11 protein-coding genes are annotated in these 18464 nt (G+C 66.2%); 6 read left to right on the top strand and 5 right to left on the bottom strand.

All coding sequences use genetic code 11. The features are described from left to right. Nucleotides 1-283: 283 nt before the first annotated feature. A complete protein-coding gene (locus ABZ795_RS14330) occupies nucleotides 284-2239 on the bottom strand; it encodes a hypothetical protein (RefSeq protein ID WP_357530625.1) in 1956 nt (651 codons plus the stop codon). Between the two features lie 29 nt (nucleotides 2240-2268). After that, nucleotides 2269-4158: an Hsp70 family protein gene (locus ABZ795_RS14325; protein WP_357530624.1), complete on the bottom strand. Its 1890-nt coding sequence runs from the start codon at nucleotides 4156-4158 to the stop codon at nucleotides 2269-2271. A gap of 311 nt (nucleotides 4159-4469) precedes the next feature. Between ABZ795_RS14325 and ABZ795_RS14320 the strand changes: the two genes are divergently transcribed. The 4 genes from ABZ795_RS14320 (at nucleotide 4470) to ABZ795_RS14305 (ending at nucleotide 7790) form a co-directional block, all read left to right on the top strand. After that, nucleotides 4470-5129: a hypothetical protein gene (locus ABZ795_RS14320; protein WP_357530623.1), complete on the top strand. Its 660-nt coding sequence runs from the start codon at nucleotides 4470-4472 to the stop codon at nucleotides 5127-5129. A 459-nt stretch (nucleotides 5130-5588) separates the two neighbouring features. Beyond that, nucleotides 5589-5798, top strand: a complete 210-nt coding sequence (locus tag ABZ795_RS14315; RefSeq protein WP_357530622.1) for a DUF6308 family protein — start codon at nucleotides 5589-5591, stop codon at nucleotides 5796-5798. A 256-nt stretch (nucleotides 5799-6054) separates the two neighbouring features. After that, on the top strand, nucleotides 6055-7326 hold the full coding sequence (locus tag ABZ795_RS14310; protein ID WP_357530621.1) for a DNA cytosine methyltransferase: 1272 nt from the start codon (nucleotides 6055-6057) through the stop codon (nucleotides 7324-7326). Then, nucleotides 7326-7790 carry a very short patch repair endonuclease gene (locus ABZ795_RS14305; RefSeq protein ID WP_357530620.1) on the top strand — a complete coding sequence of 155 codons (465 nt, stop codon included), beginning with the start codon at nucleotides 7326-7328 and terminating at the stop codon, nucleotides 7788-7790. The genes ABZ795_RS14310 and ABZ795_RS14305 overlap by 1 nt, the downstream gene beginning before the upstream one ends. Here ABZ795_RS14305 and ABZ795_RS14300 read toward each other — a convergent pair. The 3 genes from ABZ795_RS14300 to ABZ795_RS14290 are packed head-to-tail and all read right to left on the bottom strand — an operon-like array spanning nucleotide 7779 to nucleotide 13781. Then, the gene (locus tag ABZ795_RS14300; RefSeq protein ID WP_357530619.1) at nucleotides 7779-9500 is read right to left on the bottom strand and encodes a hypothetical protein; all 1722 of its coding nucleotides are present in this window, start codon (nucleotides 9498-9500) and stop codon (nucleotides 7779-7781) included. The genes ABZ795_RS14305 and ABZ795_RS14300 overlap by 12 nt on opposite strands. A 13-nt stretch (nucleotides 9501-9513) precedes the next feature. Then, nucleotides 9514-12570, bottom strand: coding sequence for a helicase-related protein (locus ABZ795_RS14295; RefSeq protein ID WP_357530618.1), 3057 nt, complete (start codon nucleotides 12568-12570; stop codon nucleotides 9514-9516). Beyond that, entirely contained in the window at nucleotides 12567-13781 is a 1215-nt protein-coding gene (locus ABZ795_RS14290) for a sigma-70 family RNA polymerase sigma factor (protein ID WP_357530617.1), read from the bottom strand. Before ABZ795_RS14290 ends, ABZ795_RS14295 begins: the two co-directional genes overlap by 4 nt. 402 nt (nucleotides 13782-14183) lie before the next feature. Here ABZ795_RS14290 and ABZ795_RS14285 point away from each other — a divergent pair, with 402 nt between their 5' ends. Then, nucleotides 14184-16529, top strand: coding sequence for an ATP-binding protein (locus tag ABZ795_RS14285; RefSeq protein WP_357530616.1), 2346 nt, complete (start codon nucleotides 14184-14186; stop codon nucleotides 16527-16529). A gap of 10 nt (nucleotides 16530-16539) precedes the next feature. After that, nucleotides 16540-18195 (top strand): DEAD/DEAH box helicase family protein, encoded by a 1656-nt coding sequence (locus tag ABZ795_RS14280; RefSeq protein WP_357530615.1) that lies wholly within the window; start codon nucleotides 16540-16542, stop codon nucleotides 18193-18195. Nucleotides 18196-18464 lie beyond the last annotated feature (269 nt).

Raw genomic sequence — 18464 nt, 5'->3', positions numbered from 1 at the left:
CGTAGGAGAAGGACGGGCAGTTGAGAGGGTGTGAGGTGCTAACAGAACCTCACACGACCTCACACAACCTTACAAACGCAGGTCAGGCCCGGTGCCGCCGTGCCGTCGTCGTCGGGTCGGTTCCGCTGCCGGTGGCCCGTTGCGGTGGCGGGCAACAGGCCGCAACGTCACCGTGCCGGGTGCTGCCGGCCGCCCGGTGCCGCTCGTTGACGCGGTCGGGCCAGCCGGCCGATCCGGTGTGAGGACCAGCTGGTGCGTGCGGAACAGCAGTAGGCGGTGGTGGTCAGGCGCCGGGGCGTATGAGCGCGGTGTCGTCGAGGTGTAGGCCGGCGGTGGTGAGGCGGCGCGTGTAGCGGTCGGACAGTTCGGCGGCGGCCGTGTGCTCGCCCAGGTCGGTGAGGATGCGGGCGGCGCGCTGGTGCAGGTCGGCGTTGTACGGGTCGACGCGGATGCCGTCCTGCAGATAGGCCAGGGCCTGCCGGGGGTCGGGCGCGGCGGCGGCGAGGGCGGTGTAGGCGTCGAGCACGTGGCGGCGGGCGGTTTCGCGGTGTGGGTCGAGCCATGCCCAGGTGTGTCCGGCGGCGAGGTCGCCGGTGTAGGCGTCGATGACCGCCCGCCAGGCCGCGGCAGCGTCGGTGAGGGCAGCCGCGGCGTGGTCGACCACGGCCCGCAGGCGCCACAGGTCGACATCGACGTGGTCGGGATGCAGACGGTAACGGTTCCCGGCGCGGTCGACGACGTGCAGGCCGGTGGTGGCGTGCACGACGGTGCGCAGCTCGCTGAGGGTGGTGTAGAGACGTCCGGTGAGCCGGTGAGCGGGCAGTCCGGGCCAGAGGGCTTCGGCCATGAGATGGCTGTCGACGCCGTCGGGGTGCACGGCGAGGAAGACCAGGGCCTGGCGTGCCGCGGTGCGCCGCAAGGCCAGGACGGTGCCGTCGACGAGCAGCGTCGGCTCACCCAGAACGCGCACCCGCAACCGCCGGCCGAGTTCGACGCCGTCGTGCCGCGGGGCCGCCTGGCGCGGAATCCGAGCCTGCGGCGCGGAGTGTGTCGGGGTGTCGGGTGCCGGTGGGTGCAGGTGGCCGGTGACCGTGAGCAGGTCCGTGGTGGCGACGGCGTCGAGCACGCACACCCGCCCTCCGGCGGCCGCCGCGTCGGAAGCGTGGGTGTGGCCGTCGGCGGCGACGTGCCACGTCGTCGCGTGCGGCCATCCGGCCAGCACGACCACGGTCGCCACCCGGGGAAGAGCGTCAGCGAGCATGCCCTCGGGTGGCTGGTCGAGGATCAGCACCGGCAGCCGCCCGCCATCGACCCCACCCGGTGCGGTCGCGGTGTCAGGGGCGGTCAGCAGGGTCGTGGCGTGTGCGGCGCTGTCGGCGATCCGTAACCCCGCCCCGGGCTGCAGGCGTGCGGCGGCCGGCCCTAACAGCATGTCCAACGCGCGGCGGGTGATCAGCAGCCCCGTCGTGCTCTGCCGCATCCTGCTGAGGAGAACGGTGATCAGCAGTCCGCGGGCGGCGTCCAGCGCCCCCGGGCCCGTCAGCCCCACCCTGGTGGGCGGGAATCCGATGACCGGTACTCCGGCCGCCGCCTGCGCGGGCGGCGACGTGGAATGGTGGGAGGTGGTGGCCTGGATGGCCGCCACGGTGGCCGGTAGCGGCGCCAGATCGCCTGCGCCCTCGTCGTAGCGTCGCGGGTGGGTCGGGAGGTAGACGCGGCGGCGGCGCAGCCACACCAACCCCGCCGCGACGCTCACCTGCTCGGCGAGGCTATGCGGCAACCACCCGCCGGACACCGCGACCCCGTCCACGGTGCCACGCCGCTCCACGTCGTCGCGGACGGTGTCGGTGGCGCTGGTCGTCGTCCCTTCGCCGTCGACGCCGACGGCGGAGGTGGCCGGGGTGGCGATGGTCAGGGCGGCGGCGCCGGCCATGCCGGTGGCGGTGGCCTGCCACGGGGTGGGCAGCGGCAGGCGGCGGAGCCACCGCACCCCCGCCCACAGGCGTTGAACGGTGCGAACGGTGACGATGTAGGCGACGAACGCCCACAACAGCCAGGCCAGCACCCCCACCATCATGATCAGGCTCTGGTCGGTCAGCGGCTCACGTACCCACTGCCAGAACGCCGCACGCGCGCCACCGGCCGACGGCCAACCCACCACCCGCACGAGCAGCAGCGGCGGGCCGGCCAGCAGCACCGCGGCCAACAGCAGCGACGCGACCTGCCGCAGCCACCGCACTCTCACTCACCCCCTACCCGGAACCTGCCTCACACACCTGTTGGACCAGATGGCAGTTGGTGGGTTCCTCGAGGGCGGGCGGACGCAATTGTCGAGTAAAGGATGCGGGTCCACAGACGACGCAGCCACCACACGGTGACCGCGACGACGTAAAGGGAGGCGACGGTCCCGGTGTTGTACTTGTCAACCAGCGTGGCGGTGAGAATCGCAAACGGAAGGCCCATCACCAGCCGCAACCACAGGCCCGACACCAAAGCCGTGATCACCCCGACACCGATCAGCAAGCCACCGACGCGCCCTCCGAACCCCAACCACAGCTCCATGTGCGCCGGATATCTATCGGGCATCGACCACTGGACCAACATCATTCCCACCGTGGCCGTCACCACTGAGGAGACCGGAAACGCCAGGAACTCCGACCAGCCACCACGCGGGGTACGCCACTGACGAAACGCGATCAGCGCCAGCACCGCCGCGACCAGCAGGATCGGTACGACCGGCACGACAGTCCACCGCAGGAACGCCCCCAGCTCGGTGCCGATGTACTGGGAACCCACCACGGCGTACATACCGGTGATGGCGACACCGAGCCAAGCAGCGGTCAGGACGCCAGTGGCGACCTGCGCCCCCGGCGACAACGGCACCCCACTATCGGTACGAGACGCCAGCGCCGAGCCCAGCACGGTGCCGGCAGCCAGACAGGCGAGCACGGCGAACACCGACGCCATCGCCAACTCGCCCCAGTTGAGAAACGCCCAGGGCCGCATCTGCCCGGAATGCCACGTCGGGGTGAACAGCATGTGCGACACCAACGCCAACGACGCGAACCCCGGCACCCCGATCGCGGCGGCCCGCCAGATCGTCGGCAGCGGCTCCTCCACCACCGACCCCGGCGCCTGTCCGGCGTCCAGACCGCCAGCGTCGGCCGCCCCTCGGGCCGCCGCGAGCAGCGGATCCGGCACCAACAACGGCCGCAGCCCGGTCTCGGCCACTAGGACATCGGCAACCAGGGGCATCTGCGCCGTACCGCCGACACACCACAACCCCACGACCGCCGCCGGAGCGACTTCGGCGGCGTCGACCGCGTCCCGTACCAGCCCCGCCGCCCGCACGATCACCGGGCGGGCCGCCTGCTCCAACACCAGATGGTTGAGCACCACCGCCGGCCCGGACGGCACGGGCACCGTCACGGCCGGGTGCCCCGCCAGGGCGTGCTTCGCCGTGCGGACGCTCGCCGCCAGCGCCCACCCGTCCCCCGCGGGCATTCCTGCAGGGGCTAGGGCGGCGGTCATCGCGGCGTCGATGGCGTCACCGCCGGCGTCCGGGTCGGCGAGGGTGGACAACACCTCGAAACCGACCGAGCTGCGCCGCAGCACGCTGACCTCGGCGCCGCCGCCCAAGTCGCATATGACCACCACGGAACCCACCGGTAGCTGCACACCCCCGGCGAGCGCATGCGAGGCCACCGCCACCGGCGCCTCCACCAGCTGCGGTTGAGGCAGCCCGGCGCGGTGGGCGGCGTGGCGTAGCCAGGTGCGTCGCCGCGGCCCCCATCCCGCCGGCACGACCAACCGCACGTCTTCCGCTGGAGCGCCGGCCACCCGGCGGGCCTCGTCGACGACCCGCCGCAGGGTCGCCGCCACCAGATCCGCCGGGGCGACCTGCTCACCGGCCACGCTCACCTGCTCGTCGCCGGGACGCCGGGGGTGGGGAACGAACCGCTGCGGATCGGTAGCGGCCGCCCGCCACGCCCGCTGCCCCGTCACCACCGACTTGTCGGCGGCGACGAGCACGGCGCTGGGCAGCCCGGGCTCACCGTCGAACAGCAGCGGCGACCACGACCCGTCCGGCCACGCCAGCACCGCCGTCGTCGTGGCGCTTCCACAGTCGATCGCCAGCCGCGCCTGCCCCGGTCGCATACCCGACAGTCAAACATGAGGATCACATTCACGTCACTCCTCACTTACAGCCCGCAGCCTATGTAGGCGTGAAGACGACCGGGATGCGCCCGCCCTACTACCTGCCGAGGGGCAGAGCCTGCTGTTGTCGGGCGCTTCACGCCCTCGAACTTCACTCAACATGACATCGGCAGGTATCGGTCTGGCCAGTTTGGGTGACGCTGCCGGACGTCCGTTATCCGATCATGAAATGCTCGGGATTGTTCGATTTTCCGAACTGTTCCGTACACTCTCCTCTACCGCCGCGAGAGTCGTTGGCCTACCATGCCCGCATGGGAACGTCATTCGAGGATGCGCTAGCAGCCGCTCGCGCCGAGAAGGTTCACGAAGACCGAAAGGAGGTTGAGGCAAAGGCAAGGGAGATGGCAATTGAGATTGCATGGAATCGCGATCTCCAAGCAGCCACTGCAGGGGCGAGGAAGTTAGTAGCGGACGTAGAGGCCGCCATCGCCGCACTGCGAGGTTTCGCTCCGGGTGGTAAAACCTTCTACCTGGGCGCATCCGAATACCTTCCCAACGTGTACGGTCACGGTTCATGGCCTAGCAAGCCGAGACTAACGAGCTTCGGCATTCTATGGTCTAAGGCATTTGTTGTTGACGGTTGGCAGATCGGCGAAATTCGAGTTCCGCTAGTTGGTGATGCCACCATAATGGTCCGCGGCGACAATGCGTTAGGGGCGGCGTGGGGGCCGAACTGGAACAGCCGCAACGTGCGCGAGATGCCTCTACGGGAGTTCATGGCATGCGGCGGATACCGCCACTACAAACCCGTTTTCGATTACGATGCGCGAACTCCCAGCGGCAGCAAGGAGATCAGAACTCTGGCTGACAAGGTCGCCGCTGAATTCATTACCCAGGCAGCAACTACGGTAGCGGAATTCGAGAGGCGAGCACGTAAGGGTGAACCCCTCTACCAGCCCCGAAGTCGATGACTTTGCCAATTTGGCCAATTGGTGTTGCCGCGCATGATAGCGACACTCCGCGAGGCGCACCAAGCGCTGCCCACCATCCCGGTTCCAGGTACAGCACGAAGTGCCAGGCTCAGGCTCTCGCCTGCCGAGCAAGTTGTTGATCCGATTACCTTCCTCGGGCGCAAGGCGACCTTCGGGTAGATCGACGCCGAGTGTCTTGGGCCAGTCCGATGGCATGGGTGTCCATTTGTATTCTGACCGACGCTGACACCCGTACTCTGATCAGCACCGCAAGCCGACGCTATTACGCCGACGCGGCCCTTGCCGCGTGGGGCCTGCTCTGCCTGCCTTGGGCAATACGTTGGTGGCCCGCCGCCGTAATCGCTATGGCGGCCCTGACTCTCGGATACCGGCGGGCCCGCGCCAGCAGTGCGGTGCTGACAACTCTCATCGAGGCCATCGTCGCGCGGCTAGCCTGCGGTGACGGATAGGTGGCTGCGACTGCACCGGCGGCTCGCGGCCGACGGCGGCATCCTGCGCGACGAGCTGGCGCTGCTGCGCGACCGCGCCGGGATCCCGTCCACCGTCGGCCTGCTGCGGGTCCTGGACGTCGTGCTGTGGATGCACCACCGTCCCGCTCATCTTCGGACCGGCCCCTGTCCCGGGTTCGGCAGCGTCGCCCTGGACTGACGACCGCCGGCGGGCCGACCGCCCGTCGTCACGGGACGCGCGCGCCGCACCAGAATGACAATTCTGGGCGCACCGACCTGTTGAACAAGGGCGAGCCTCTGGGCGAGCTCGTGGGTGTGACGCCGCCGTTGCCACTGAGGGGTTGTCGGCGCGTGACTTGGCAAGACGGGGTGCCAACATGTTTGATGGGACCAGCCCGGCTGCAGGGAACCACGTGGGGCTTCTTTCTTGCTGTGGCGGCGGTAGGGTACTAGGGATGGTTGTGGACGAACGTTCTAGTCGCAGTGCCCAGGAGGGAAGCGACGACGATCCTCTGACCAGCGTTGAGTTGTTCACTGGCACTGGAGGGCTCGCTGAGGGGCTGCATCTAGCAGGTTTTCGCCACCTTCTGGCCGTTGAGTCCTATCACCGAGCCTGCGAGTCTCTCCGATATAACCGAGCGGTAGATTGCACGGATCCTGCCACCGCTGCCGAGTCGGTACCGACCGCCAACAGTCCGTGGCCGCTTTATGAGGGCAAAGTCCAGGATGTAAAGTTCTATCCTTTCTCCGGCAAAGTTCATGTTCTCGCCGGCGGAGTCCCATGCCAGCCTTGGAGCATTGCCGGCAAAGCCCAGGACATCGAGGAGAAGATCGGCGGGGAGCGCAACCTCTGGCCGGAGATGTTCCGCGCCGCCCACGAGGCTCGCCCCGACGTCGTCATCGCCGAGAACGTGATCGGCCTAATGCGTCCATCGTTCAAGGATTACTACGAGTACATCCTCGATGGCCTTCGCATACCCCACGAGGAACGTCTCGAAGGCGAGCACTGGCGGCACCATCACGAACGCCTACGCAAGCGAATCAAGGCAAAGGACGTCCCTGACGAGGATCGCTACATAGTGAAGGGCGTGCCGCTCAACGCCGCCGACTACGGCGTTCCCCAACTGAGGAAGCGCCTTTTCATCGTCGCATTCAGGGCTAGCCTGAACGTGGAATGGGTCCCGCCAGAGCCGACTCATAGCCGCTCAAGTCTAATCCGAGAACTTCTTAACGGCGAATATTGGGAAAGGCATGGGGTTGCTCCTCGCAAGGAACTGACCGAGTCCTTGACGGAGATGCTGCCCGACGACAAGGCACCATGGCGGACCGTACGGGACGGGATCAAGGGCCTTGACGAGCCCGCGCTGGATCGGAAGCACGCCGGCGGCCCACTGCATCACGTGGGATGGCCCGGGGCGAGGATGTATCGGGGCCATCATCCCAGCGATCTCGACTTGCCCTCGAAGACGATCAAGGCTGGTGTCCACGGGGTCGCAGGCGGTGAGCTGACCGTCATCGACCGGCTGGGGCGTTACCGATACTTGACTGTTCGGGAGGTGGCACGGTTGATGACCTTTGACGACAAGTGGAAGCTTGACGGTTCGCGGGGTCCGCAGATGCGCCAGTTGGGCAACGCGGTGCCCGTGGACTTGGCGAGGGTCGTAGGTGAATCCGTGCGGGCTCAGTTGAGGCCAAAAGGGGTGACGAAACGGACTTCGCAACTGTGATGGGGCTCGACGCTAGCTCGCTGCCGTCGCCAGCAGCATCGTCAGATGCGATCGCACGGGTGATGCGCGGAAATCGTGGTCGCGATACCCGACCGGAGATGCGTGTTCGTCGCGCGGTCTGGTCGATGGGCATGCGCTACCGTGTGGGCATCCGCCCCATACCGTCGTTGCGACGTACTGCGGACCTGGTCTTTACGCGGGCGAGGGTCGCGGTGTTCGTAGATGGCTGTTATTGGCATGGCTGTCCGGCGCATTACCGCCCCGCGCGGCTTAACGCGGAATTCTGGGCGTCGAAGATCGAGGGCAATCGTAGGCGAGACGTCGAGACAGATCTCCGGTTGCGTGAGGCGGGGTGGACGGTCCTGCGGATCTGGGAACATGAGGGGGCTGCGGTCGCGGCTGACAGGGTGCGGGCCGCAGTCGCAACGGCCCGCGCCCTGGTCGAATCCTCTTTAGCTCACTAGCCTGAGGTAGCCGTGTGGGCCGAAGAGGGTCCTGCGGCGAAGGTAGCGGTTGAAGTGTCCGCATACCGGCTCGCCCAGGTGTGCGCAGGCGTGGCAGGCGCCGCCGTTGCGCTCGCAAGCGGGGTCGAGGGGGCAGCGGTGCTCGGCGTTGACGACAGCGTCGAGGAACGTCTGTAGGTCGTTCTCGAATACCGCCTGCAGGCCGCCGAGCACGAAGTCGCCCCGCGCGGCGGCGAACACGAAGAACACGCCGTGACTGGGCAGTAGGTACTCGCCGAGGCTCTCGCGGTCCACGCCTGCGAAAACGGACAGCTGACGTATAACCCGGTGCGCGTAGGAGTGCACTAGCGCCAGGAGGTCCGAACCAGGTGTCGGCTGGCCCGTGTGTTCATTGAATCTGTCGGGAAGATCAATGGCGCTGGCGATCGCGGCGCGTATGCTGCGGTCGTCGGGCGCGGTGGACAGATCATGTCCCCGTTGACGCAGCCAGCGGGCGACGAGCGTGGGGTTCAGCCGAAACATCAGGGCCTCGGATTGTTGCGGGTCGGCGTAGACGCGGCGGCCTCGCTTCCCGCTGAATAGGTTGAGGTTCACCGCGCCTGGCACAGTGCCGCCACGAGTGAAGCCGTAGACCGCGCGCATCACGGGGAAGCGGTCGGCGAGCTCGACTGTCTCTAGCCCTGCACGCTGTATGGCCTCTGGGTAGGCGTTCGTGTATCGGTCCCGCACTGCGGCAGGCACGCCGTCGCTAATCAGGTCCTGCACTCGAACCCGTCCGTCGAAGGTGGCCAGCGCGAGGTCAACCGCCTCGCGTTCAGCCTGGAGCAGCCGCTCGTGGGGCGCGGCGGCGAGAGGGCCGAGGTCGTCCTCGCTCGTCAGTTCACCGTGGCTGGCGGCCACCCCGGCCATCTGTTCAGCGACCGCACGGGACACGCCGCTTGCGACGAGCTGGTCGACCAAGGAACTGGTGGTGTGTTGACGTTCGCTGGGACGATCTTCCCGCATGCCGTTGAGAACCCATGTGAGCGCACGGCGCGGGCCACCCGACTCAGTGATTTCGATGATGCGGCGTCTGGTCCCCGGGTTGATCAGCACGAAGCTCTGGGGTGCGTAGACGCTGGCGGATCGGTGCACGGTGTAGGCCAGAGCGTGGGAGTCTCGTTGAGGCCAGCGGCGGCCACACGGACAGCGGCGGTATGAGAAGCCGCGTTGCAGTGTCGTCTGGCAGATTGGGCACTTGAAGAGGATTTTGCTCGCGTCGATCGTGGGCTGGTACTCCATGCGCACCTGGTTGTGCCGTTCACAGCGGGGTATGCGGGGGGCCTCGAGACGGCCGCACTCGTGGTACCCGACGAAGTGGCTCTGCTGCCAGCTTTGCTGACCGCACGCGCAGTTCCTGTCCCGTACGGATTCGACGCGCCGGCAGTGACGGCAGATGTAGATCTCGGGGTACCGCTCGACCTTGACACCCCGGGCGTCGTTGACCTTGACGACCTCGATGTCGAGGGTGCGGGAGGCGTGGACGGCTCCGACGTCTCTGGTCCAGCCGAGGATCTCGGTTTCCAGGCGTTGGCGGATCGCCGCCTCATCGACGTCGACCTTGATGGGGTCGCGCCACTCGACCGTCTTCCAGATTCCGCCCTGCAGGTCGGCGGTCTGCTCGGGTAGCAGGCCGTAGAGCACCTGCGTGCCGCTGCGCTTGTCCTTCACAGTGGTGTGCTCCTTAGTCGTCGCTGATCGGGATCTGGGTTTCGACATCTCGCAGGGAGGTCATTGGGCGGCGGTGCAGGATGTCGTGGGGCCACTTGGCGCCGGAGCCAAGGTCGTTGAGTTTGGCGAAGTAGATCTCCACGGCGCGGCGCAGGTCCTCGTCGAGCAGGTGCTCGTCGTCGCGGATGCCGAGCATCTCGCGTAAAGCCTTGGTCTCGTCGTCGACGGTGGTGACGACCGTGCGGTGGTGGGCGCGCAGAAGGTCGGCCGTGGTGAGTTTGAGCCGCTCGGAGCGGGGTTCGTGGAAGAACAATCGTCGGGCCTCGATCGCCGCAGCGCTCGTTAGGTCGAGGACGCGTCGGCTGCTGCGGGTCACGGGGATCGGCTCGACGAGGCGGTCGCCGTGCTCGACGAAGGCCTGGAAGTGGCTGTAGACGCCGGCATCGCGTTCCCGTCCGATCTTATGAACGACGTAGACGAGGCCAGGGTGGGTACGGCCGACGCGGGCGGTGGTCTGGATGAACTCGGCCGTGGTCAGCGGCACGCCCAGGACGGTCATGATGTTCAATCGGTCGATGTCCACCCCGTGCGAGAACATGGATGACGCGGCGACGACGTGGACGCGCTCATCGAAGTCCACCGGTGGTCTGTCGAGTTCGGCGATGGCCGTGCGCACGTCGTCGAAGGGGGTTTGGCCAGTGAGGGAGACGGTGTTGAGCGGATTGACGTCCACCTGGGTGCCCATCGATCGGCGGGCGGCCTCGACGTCCTTGACGGTGTTGCCGTAGATCACGTTCGTGCCATAGAGATCCAGGAGTTCGGGCACGTGGACTGGCTCGATCCCGGCCTGGGCGCACACCACGTCGGGCTCGCTGAGCAGTCTTCGTACGGACTGCTGCAGGACGGTGATGGTGCGGTCGGACACCCATTCGAGGGTCACTCCGCGGGGCCAGACGGCGACGTACCGGCGCAATATTCCCGGTGTCGCGGCGCTCCAGTAGCTCTCGTGGACCGACGGTCCGAGCGCCGGGAAGACCCGTCCCTGCCGGCCATAGAGCGTGGAGGTCTGCCTCTGGTAGCCCGACAGGGTGGCCGAGGAGGCGATGATCTTCGGCGGGTCGGTGTCAGTGTTCTTGACCTGCAGGTCGTCGAGGATCGACTCGTAGTGTGAGTCGACCGCGCCGAGGGAGTCCCGCAGCAGGTGCAGCTCGTCCTGCAGTCGAAACGACGGCGCGAACATCGCGCGATCGTGTGACTTGATGGTCTCGCTCGGATCCTTGCAGCCGGGCACGAGGCAGCCCGCTGGTCTGCTGCCGCGCTTGGCATAGGTGAAGCCGTGGCCGGGGCGCCGGCATCGTCCTGCGGGGCCGTGTATGAAACCACGCATGGCGGCTTGCATGGAGATCAGCGCGGCCTTGTCTAGGGTGCCGATCACGACGCTGGGAAGGAAGCGATAGATCTCGCTGTCGACCACGAACAGCGGTAGCGCCTCTCCGGTGGACGGGCAGTCGGGCGCCGAGCAGAAGTGTTCGAGGCGCCAGTGCCGCCGGTTAAATCGGGTGGAGACGTCGCGGGCCGCGCAGAATGGGCAACGCAGCAGCACGTTGAAGCGTGCTGGCATGGTGTCGTCCTCGACATCGATGGGGTTGTCCTTGGTTGGCTCCACCGGGATGTCATTGGGCGTGCTGCTCTTGCCGACGTAATAGCCGAGCGCGATCGGGTCGCCGGGCACGCGGTGCTCTCTGCGCACCAGCTCGGCGGCACCGAGCGCGTCGGCGAAACGTTGGGTCTGCTGCAACGACAGCAGGCGCAGGGGGAACCGGGACCAGGCGGTAATACCGGAGTGTTTGCCGCGGAGCCGATCGTGGAAAACAGCGAGAACTAGCAGACTAAGGTAGGTCTCGGTCTTGCCGCCACCGGTGGCGAACCAGACGATCTCGACGATATTCCAGTCGCGTCGGCCCTCGACGAGGCTGGGTAGTACGCCTAGCAGGAAGCCCACCTGGAACGGACGCCAGGACGTGATGCCGCGGCGACTTGCCGTGCGTCCCATGGCCTTGTTCATCAGGCGGTAGGCCCGTAGTAGCTGCGGGGAGGACTCCAGGGCCGCGACTCCGCGGCGCAGCCGATCGAGTTCCGCCTCGTACGCCGCCCGTCCACGGTCGGCCTCGGCGATCATCTCTGGTGTCCACGCCGGTCCGTCACCTTGCAGCCGCGCGAGGGCCTCGGGTGACCAAGCGGCCTGGCCCCACTGGGCGTATCCCTCGACAAGCTGGCGTAGCCGGGGAAGAGGGTCATCAGTAAGCCCTGCGAACGACAGGTCCAGTTTGTCCTCAGCGGTGTAGCCGAAACGGAACGTAGGCCGTTTGGTCGACACGACCACCGTGTCCCTGGTGACGAACGTCGTCCCCCGCATCTCGACGCCGCAGTTGATGCCCAGCGCTTGCATCTCGCGCTCGTAGCGGAAGCTGTCTGGCAGCGATTCGAGGATAAACGGGCTGGTGGGGAGTCCCTCGACCGCGAGCTCCACCTCAAATAGGTAACGCTCGCCCTTTGGCTGACCCGACTCGGCTGTGGTGTTCACCACCGTCACGACGAGTTCCGGTGTCCCCCGCCAGGACTCGTCCGACACCTGCACCACAGCGGTAGCCGTGCCGATGCCAACCCGTCGTAGGGCGGACGTAAGCAGTTCGGCTCCGAAGTCAGTTGGCCGCATACCCCCGTGTGCCGTGACGTCGATCGTCTCCTCCGCTACCGCAGATTTCGCCCACTCCTCAGGGGTGTCGAGATCCTTGGAGCCGACCGTGATCCGGTTCCATCCCCGAGCGCGTACCCGCACCTGAAACGACCACGGCCCAGGGGCCGCGGGTTTGAACCGTATTCCCACGGAGCATGGGTCCATCCGCCGCTCTCTGCGAGTCTCTGCCATCGCCTCCTTCTCGGGCGCGAGACGCCCCAGCCAGAACACGCCGGAAGGGTCGACGGTGCTGGTCGTATCTTCGGTGCCCAATCCGGCGCTGGTGACCCGCTGGTCCAGCCACTGGACGAAGCGTTCCTTGTAGTCGATCATTTGCCCTCCTGCGAGGCGGTCGCCTTGGTGCGCGTCGGTCGACCGGACGGGGTCGCGACGGCCGCGCGCTTGGCGGCGGGTGAGTTCGGTTGCGGTCGAAGACCCCAAGACCGGGCGAGGTCCAGGATCACGTGATCGGATGACAGGGCCATGAGCAGCTTCAGTTCGATCTGTCGCACGCGTTCGCGGGTGACACCGTGGACCTGTGCGATCTCCTCGAGCGTCGCGGGCTCGTCGGTGACGAGTCCGAATCGACGCTCGAGGATGTCGACCGAGCGAGGGTCGAAGTTCGCTTGAAGTACGCCGGTGACTTGTGCGGAGACGTTCTCGGCGGTAGCGACCTCGTCCGGCGCGGGCATTGGATCGTTCATCAGGTAGTCACCCAGTGTGCTTGCTCCGCCGTCATCGCCTACCGGTGTGTCGAGCCGAATGAGAGGGCGTGTGATATCCAGCAGGGCCTGAACGTCAGCAGCATCCATCTCGGTTCCCTCGGCGAGCTCTGACAGAGATGGAAGTCGACCGTTTCGCGATTCGAATGAACGTGCGTATCCATTGATCTTCCGAACCTTCTCACAGATATGTACGGGAAGGCGGATAGCGGAGCCAGTCATGTCAATCCCGCGACCGATAGACTGCCTGATCCACCAGGTCGCATAGGTGGAGAACTTATACCCCAGAGCGGGATCAAACTTCTCGGCCGCGCGCTGAAGCCCAAGGGTCCCTTCCTGAACGAGATCGTCGAGGTCGAGATCGCCCGCGCTGGGGCCGTACCTTTGGGCGATGCTGACCACCAGCCGCAGGTTCGAGCGCACCAGCTCGTCGCGAGCCTGACGTCCATCCTCGACTAGGTGCCACGCCGAGGCGTCACCACCGTCTTCCTCAAGCCGACCCTTAGCCGCCATACCGAGCTGGATCCGCCGACCGAGGGCAACCTCCTCCTCCGCCGTCAAGATACGGTGACGTCGCATCTCGGCGGGCAAACGCCAAGAGCGTGCGAGCTCGGGCGACTCGTCGAGCTGTCGCTCCTCGTCGCGTTCTCGCTCGATGGTCAAGCCGTGACGCGCGAGCTCAGCGAGGGCACTGGACACCTCATCGGCGTCGAGTTTTCGCCGACTGACGATGCCCACGAAATGGTCCCAGGTCAACTCGCCGAGGCGATCAGCGTCCTCGGCAAGTACCTCGACAGTTCTCGCGACCAGCTCCTCACGCATGGCCAGGCCTCCGCATCTTCGCGTCTGTCCTTAGGCGAACGATGAGAGCACACAGGTGCGACAACATTCGCCGGCGGGGTGCCCCCGAAACAGTTTCACTAGCATTGGCCCGACGACGGAGAGAATTGCCCGTTTGGAGGCTTCTGGGCCCATCTGTAGCGATTGCTTGACCGACTCCGAACGGCTTGTTAGTCTCTAAGCCGCAGGCGTGATTCAAGAACCGCTCCCAATTGTGGGGGCATACGCCTTCGGCGCTGCGGCTGGTCTTTCCCGCCACCCCGATTGGGATGCGCGCCGAGCGGGTTATCCGATACGCTCCGCACCGGGTTGGCGTCGATATCAATCGACGCGCGCCCTTCGTCATCGCCAGCCGCTGCGGGCATGATCAATTTGGGGGTGTGAGTGGCGATCGAGGCCATCGACGTGACACCGGATCCGCGGATCCTCACGGTCCTGGGTGACATCGAGTTCAGCCCGTGGCAGTGCTTGGCGGAACTGATCGACAATGCCTTCGACGAGTTCCTCTCCGCTGGCCACGCCGGCGGTGAGAGGCCATCGGTGCAGATCTCCCTGCCGCCGAAGGGCAGCGACCTGAAGAGCGCCGAGGTCTGGGTCGTCGACAACGGTCGTGGCATGGACCTTGCAACGTTGAACAACGCGATCCGTGCCGGCTGGACCTCCAACAACGCGCACGGGGCGCTTGGCCTCTTCGGTATGGGCTTCAATATCGCCACTGCTCGGCTCGGTCAGCGCACTCAGGTGCGAACCACCCGCGCCGGGGACCCACACTGGACTCTGGTCACGCTCGACCTGCCGAGTCTCAGCACTGGTAACACTTATGACGTTCCGGTGACCTACGAGCCCAAGGACGACCCTGCCGACCACGGCACGAAGGTCATCATCAGCGCGCTGCGCCCCGAGCGACTGGCCCTGCTCCAGGGTCACCAAGCCATCCGCACCAAGCTGGGTGACGTCTACAGCTACCTGTTGCGCGAACACGAATTCGAACTCACTGTCAACCGGCGGAAGGTCGAACCGCGGCGGCCCTGTATCTGGGGCGAGGATCGGTACGTCACACGCAACGGGGTCGACATCCGAGCCGTACAGCGCATCGACGTCACTATGGGCACGATGAAGGCCTGTGCCGTATGCGGAAAGTGGCAGACCGCCGACCACGAGGTCTGCGTGTTCTGTCCGAACGGCGGCCGGCTCGAGATCCGCGAACAACGCATCCACGGATGGATCGGCATCCAGCGCTACCTGCACTCCAGCGACTACGGGATCGACTTCCTCCGCAACGGCCGCAAGATCCTCCTGCGGGATCACAACATCTTCGACTGGGTCGACCCCACCGGGAACGAGGACCCCGAGAAGGAGTACCCCGTCGACAACCCTCGCAACGAGGGCCGAATCGTCGGTGAGATCCACTGCGACCACGTCGCCGTCAACTACCAGAAGACCGCCTTCGAATACGACACCCGCGAGTGGAAGAAGGTCGTCCGGACCGTCCGCGGAGAGGCCCCGCTACGACCGAACATCGCGAGAAGGCGCGGCTTCGAGGAGAATCGCAGCCCTCTGGCCTTGCTGTATACCGGGTTCCGCACCGACAAGCCTGGCCTGAAGTATCTGATCCCCGGCAACGGCCAGACGGCCCTGCGCGACAAGGTCACCGACTGGGTTGACCGTTTCCGCAAGGGCGACCCTGCCTACCAGGACGATGACATCTGGTACCAGGCGGCCGAACAACACGACAAGGGCCTTACCGTACCCACCCCCCGAGAGCCTGGGGACGTCCTCGACGAAATGGGCCTGACCGAGCCTCCGGCGGGTAGCGGCACAACCGCCGAACCGGGGATCTCGAGCAGCGATAAGCCCTCACGTACCGCCGACGGTCCTTCGCCGACACCGTCGGTGTCCCCCGGTCGGCCGGAGACCGTCGATGAGCGGCTCAGCCGTTACCGCGAGGCCGCCACGCTAGCGCCCGCGCTCGGTGGCAAGTTCGACGCCGCCGAGCTCGGTAAGGCTGATGTCACCGTCTACGCCGTCGACGAGGCCGAACTGGTCGACCCGACCGGACGATCGGTAGCGATCTTCGCCCATCTCACCCGGGCGCCCCGCGTAGAGGTCTACCTCGCCCGCAGACATCCCATGCTGACCGACTTCGGTGTCGACCTCACCGAGCTGGTCCAGGTCATCCTCGCCGAGTTCCTTATCGCCAGGACGCCCGGCGCACGGCAGCCGCTGATCACGGTCCTCGAGAAGATCAAGATTCGTGCGTCCAACGACCGTCGGATCACCGTCGACTCTCTCGCGAAGCGATCGCGCGACCTGCTTGACCGCATCAGAACCCTCATGCTCCACGAGATCAAGGGCTCGCCAACCGGTTACTGGGAGATGCTGCTGCCCGGCGAGACCGCCGAGGCCGAACGTCGATTCGCCCTGGAACGCGTCAGTGGCGGCTGGGAGGACGCGATCGACACCGGTGAGTTCGTTCACTACGTACCGGCCTCGGCCATCGTGCGTCTCATCGAACGACGACCCGACGCCTTCCTCGACGGCCGCGTATTCCGCCGGCGCTTCAGCACCCTTACCGACGAGACCGCCCGCGCTCTCGGCCTATCCCGGGTGACTAGCCTCGTCAACGAGATCGCCCTCATGGCCGACCACACACCACGTCTGGAGGTCGACGAGCTGCAGCGCATGCGACTCAGCTGTGACCTTGTCGAACGTGAACTTGACGCGGCGTAGACGGACCCTCATGACCTTCATGGACGCGTCATTCCTGCGCGATGTCGGACCACGTCAGTTCCCCCGTCAGGTCGAACGCCTCCTGATGCACCTCGGCTTCACCAACCTCGCGACCATCGACGGGTCCGGTGACGGCGGCGCCGACGTCCTCGGCTGGCACGGCAGCCGCGGTTGGGTACTGCAATGCAAGTGGAAGCTCAACGGACCCATCGGCGCCGAGGCCGTCGACGAGGTCCAGCGCGCCCGAGAGCTCTACGGAGCCGATGAGGCCGCTGTGGTCACGACCAGTTCACCCGGCCCTAAGGCGATCCGCCGCGCCGACGAACTCGCCGCGATCACCCGCCCCATCAAGTTCTGGACTGGGGATGTGCTACGTCGCGCGTACGACCGCGCTCCCAGCCATCTCGCACCAGTCACCCTGCGTCCGTACCAGCGCGACGCCGTCGCGGCCATCAATGCTGACCTGGCCGACCGGCGCCGAGCCATGCTCATCCTGGCCACCGGCATGGGCAAGACCGTCGTCGGTGGCTCCGTTATCGCCGAACACCTGCGGCACGCACCCAGCGCCAACGTTCTGGTGGTCGCGCACACCCGCGACCTGGTCGCCCAGCTTGAACGAGCCCTCTGGACACACCTTCCAAAGCGTGCTCGCACCCGGCTACTCACTGGCGACGATCGCCCCGACGACCTCGGGGGGGTTACCTGCGCCACGGTCGCCTCAGCGCTCGCTGTCGTCCGGACTGGGTACAAGCCTGACCTCGTGATGGTCGACGAGGCGCACCACATCGGTGAGAACGGCCAGTTCGCCGAACTCCTCGACCGGCTCGCGCCAGCACGGCAGTTCGGCGTCACCGCCACCCCCTGGCGCGGCGACCGTTACGACCTGACCACGCACTTCGGTGAACCCAGCTACACGCTGGGCATCGAAGAGGGCATGCGCCGTGGCTACCTCGCCCAGGTCGACTACCGGCTCTTTGTCGACAACATCGACTGGGACGTCGTCCGCACGGCCAGCGAATACGGTTACAGCCTCAAAGAGCTCAACGCCAGGTTGTTCCTGCCAGAGCGCGACGAGGCAATCCGCGACGAACTCGCTACTACATGGAACCGCACGCCACGACCCCGTGCCCTGGTCTTCTGCCGCACCATTGAGCACGCCGAACGTATGGCCGACATGCTCAACGACTCACCGCCCTGGGGCAGCAGCCAAGCTATCCACGCCGGCCTGCCGATGCGAGAACGACAGCGGCGGTTGCTGGCTTTCCGAGCAGGTGAGACCCGGGTACTCACCGCCGTGGACATCCTCAACGAGGGTGTGGACATTCCCGACGTCAACATCCTCTGTTTCGCCCGCGTCACCCACAGCCGGCGCATCTTCGTCCAACAACTCGGTCGCGGCCTGCGGCTACGAGAAGGCAAGGATCGCGTCGCCGTCCTCGACTTCGTCAGTGATCTGCGCCGTATCGCCGCCACCCTGAAACTGCGCCGCGACATAGACGCCGACGACGTCGAGACGCTGCCGCTGGGCCATGAATCTACGATCACCTTCTCTGACCAACGCGTCGAATCACTGATGGAGGAATGGATCAAAGACGCGGCGAGCCTCGAAACCGCCTACGACGAGCACCGCCTACAGTTTCCCGCCACGCTTGAGACAGGAAATTGAGAGATGCCGACAATACCGCCCAGCGTCCGTGACGAGGTCGTTAAGCTTCTCTACGCCGACGCTGACTACCTTGACTGGGAGCGTCTGCCTACACAAGCCAAGACTGCCCAGTACAACCGTTGGGCCGAGGACCCACGCATAGGCGGAATCCTTGCCCGATTCATTCCGAACCCCTGGGGTTGACCCGGTTTGACGGACAGGGTCGATAAGTTGATCTCACGCTACCTTGCTGGTTGACCTGCGGGTATAGGCGGTCGCTTCGTACTCGG

Origin of the sequence: Micromonospora sp. NPDC047134, from assembly GCF_040643455.1 — a bacterium.
Classification (GTDB): Bacteria; Actinomycetota; Actinomycetes; order Mycobacteriales; family Micromonosporaceae; genus Micromonospora.
The sequence above is the reverse complement of the archived record's forward strand: the minus strand, read 5'-3'. Positions and strand labels throughout refer to the sequence as shown.

What these genes read in the sequence shown, in the direction of transcription:
- ABZ795_RS14325 (WP_357530624.1), bottom strand. Translation starts at nt 4,158, where the DNA reads ATGCGACCGGGGCAGGCGCGGCTGGCGATCGACTGTGGAAGCGCCACG.
- ABZ795_RS14320 (WP_357530623.1), top strand. Translation starts at nt 4,470, where the DNA reads ATGGGAACGTCATTCGAGGATGCGCTAGCAGCCGCTCGCGCCGAGAAG.
- ABZ795_RS14310 (WP_357530621.1), top strand. Translation starts at nt 6,055, where the DNA reads ATGGTTGTGGACGAACGTTCTAGTCGCAGTGCCCAGGAGGGAAGCGAC.
- ABZ795_RS14305 (WP_357530620.1), top strand. Translation starts at nt 7,326, where the DNA reads ATGGGGCTCGACGCTAGCTCGCTGCCGTCGCCAGCAGCATCGTCAGAT.
- ABZ795_RS14295 (WP_357530618.1), bottom strand. Translation starts at nt 12,570, where the DNA reads ATGATCGACTACAAGGAACGCTTCGTCCAGTGGCTGGACCAGCGGGTC.
- ABZ795_RS14290 (WP_357530617.1), bottom strand. Translation starts at nt 13,781, where the DNA reads ATGCGTGAGGAGCTGGTCGCGAGAACTGTCGAGGTACTTGCCGAGGAC.
- ABZ795_RS14280 (WP_357530615.1), top strand. Translation starts at nt 16,540, where the DNA reads ATGACCTTCATGGACGCGTCATTCCTGCGCGATGTCGGACCACGTCAG.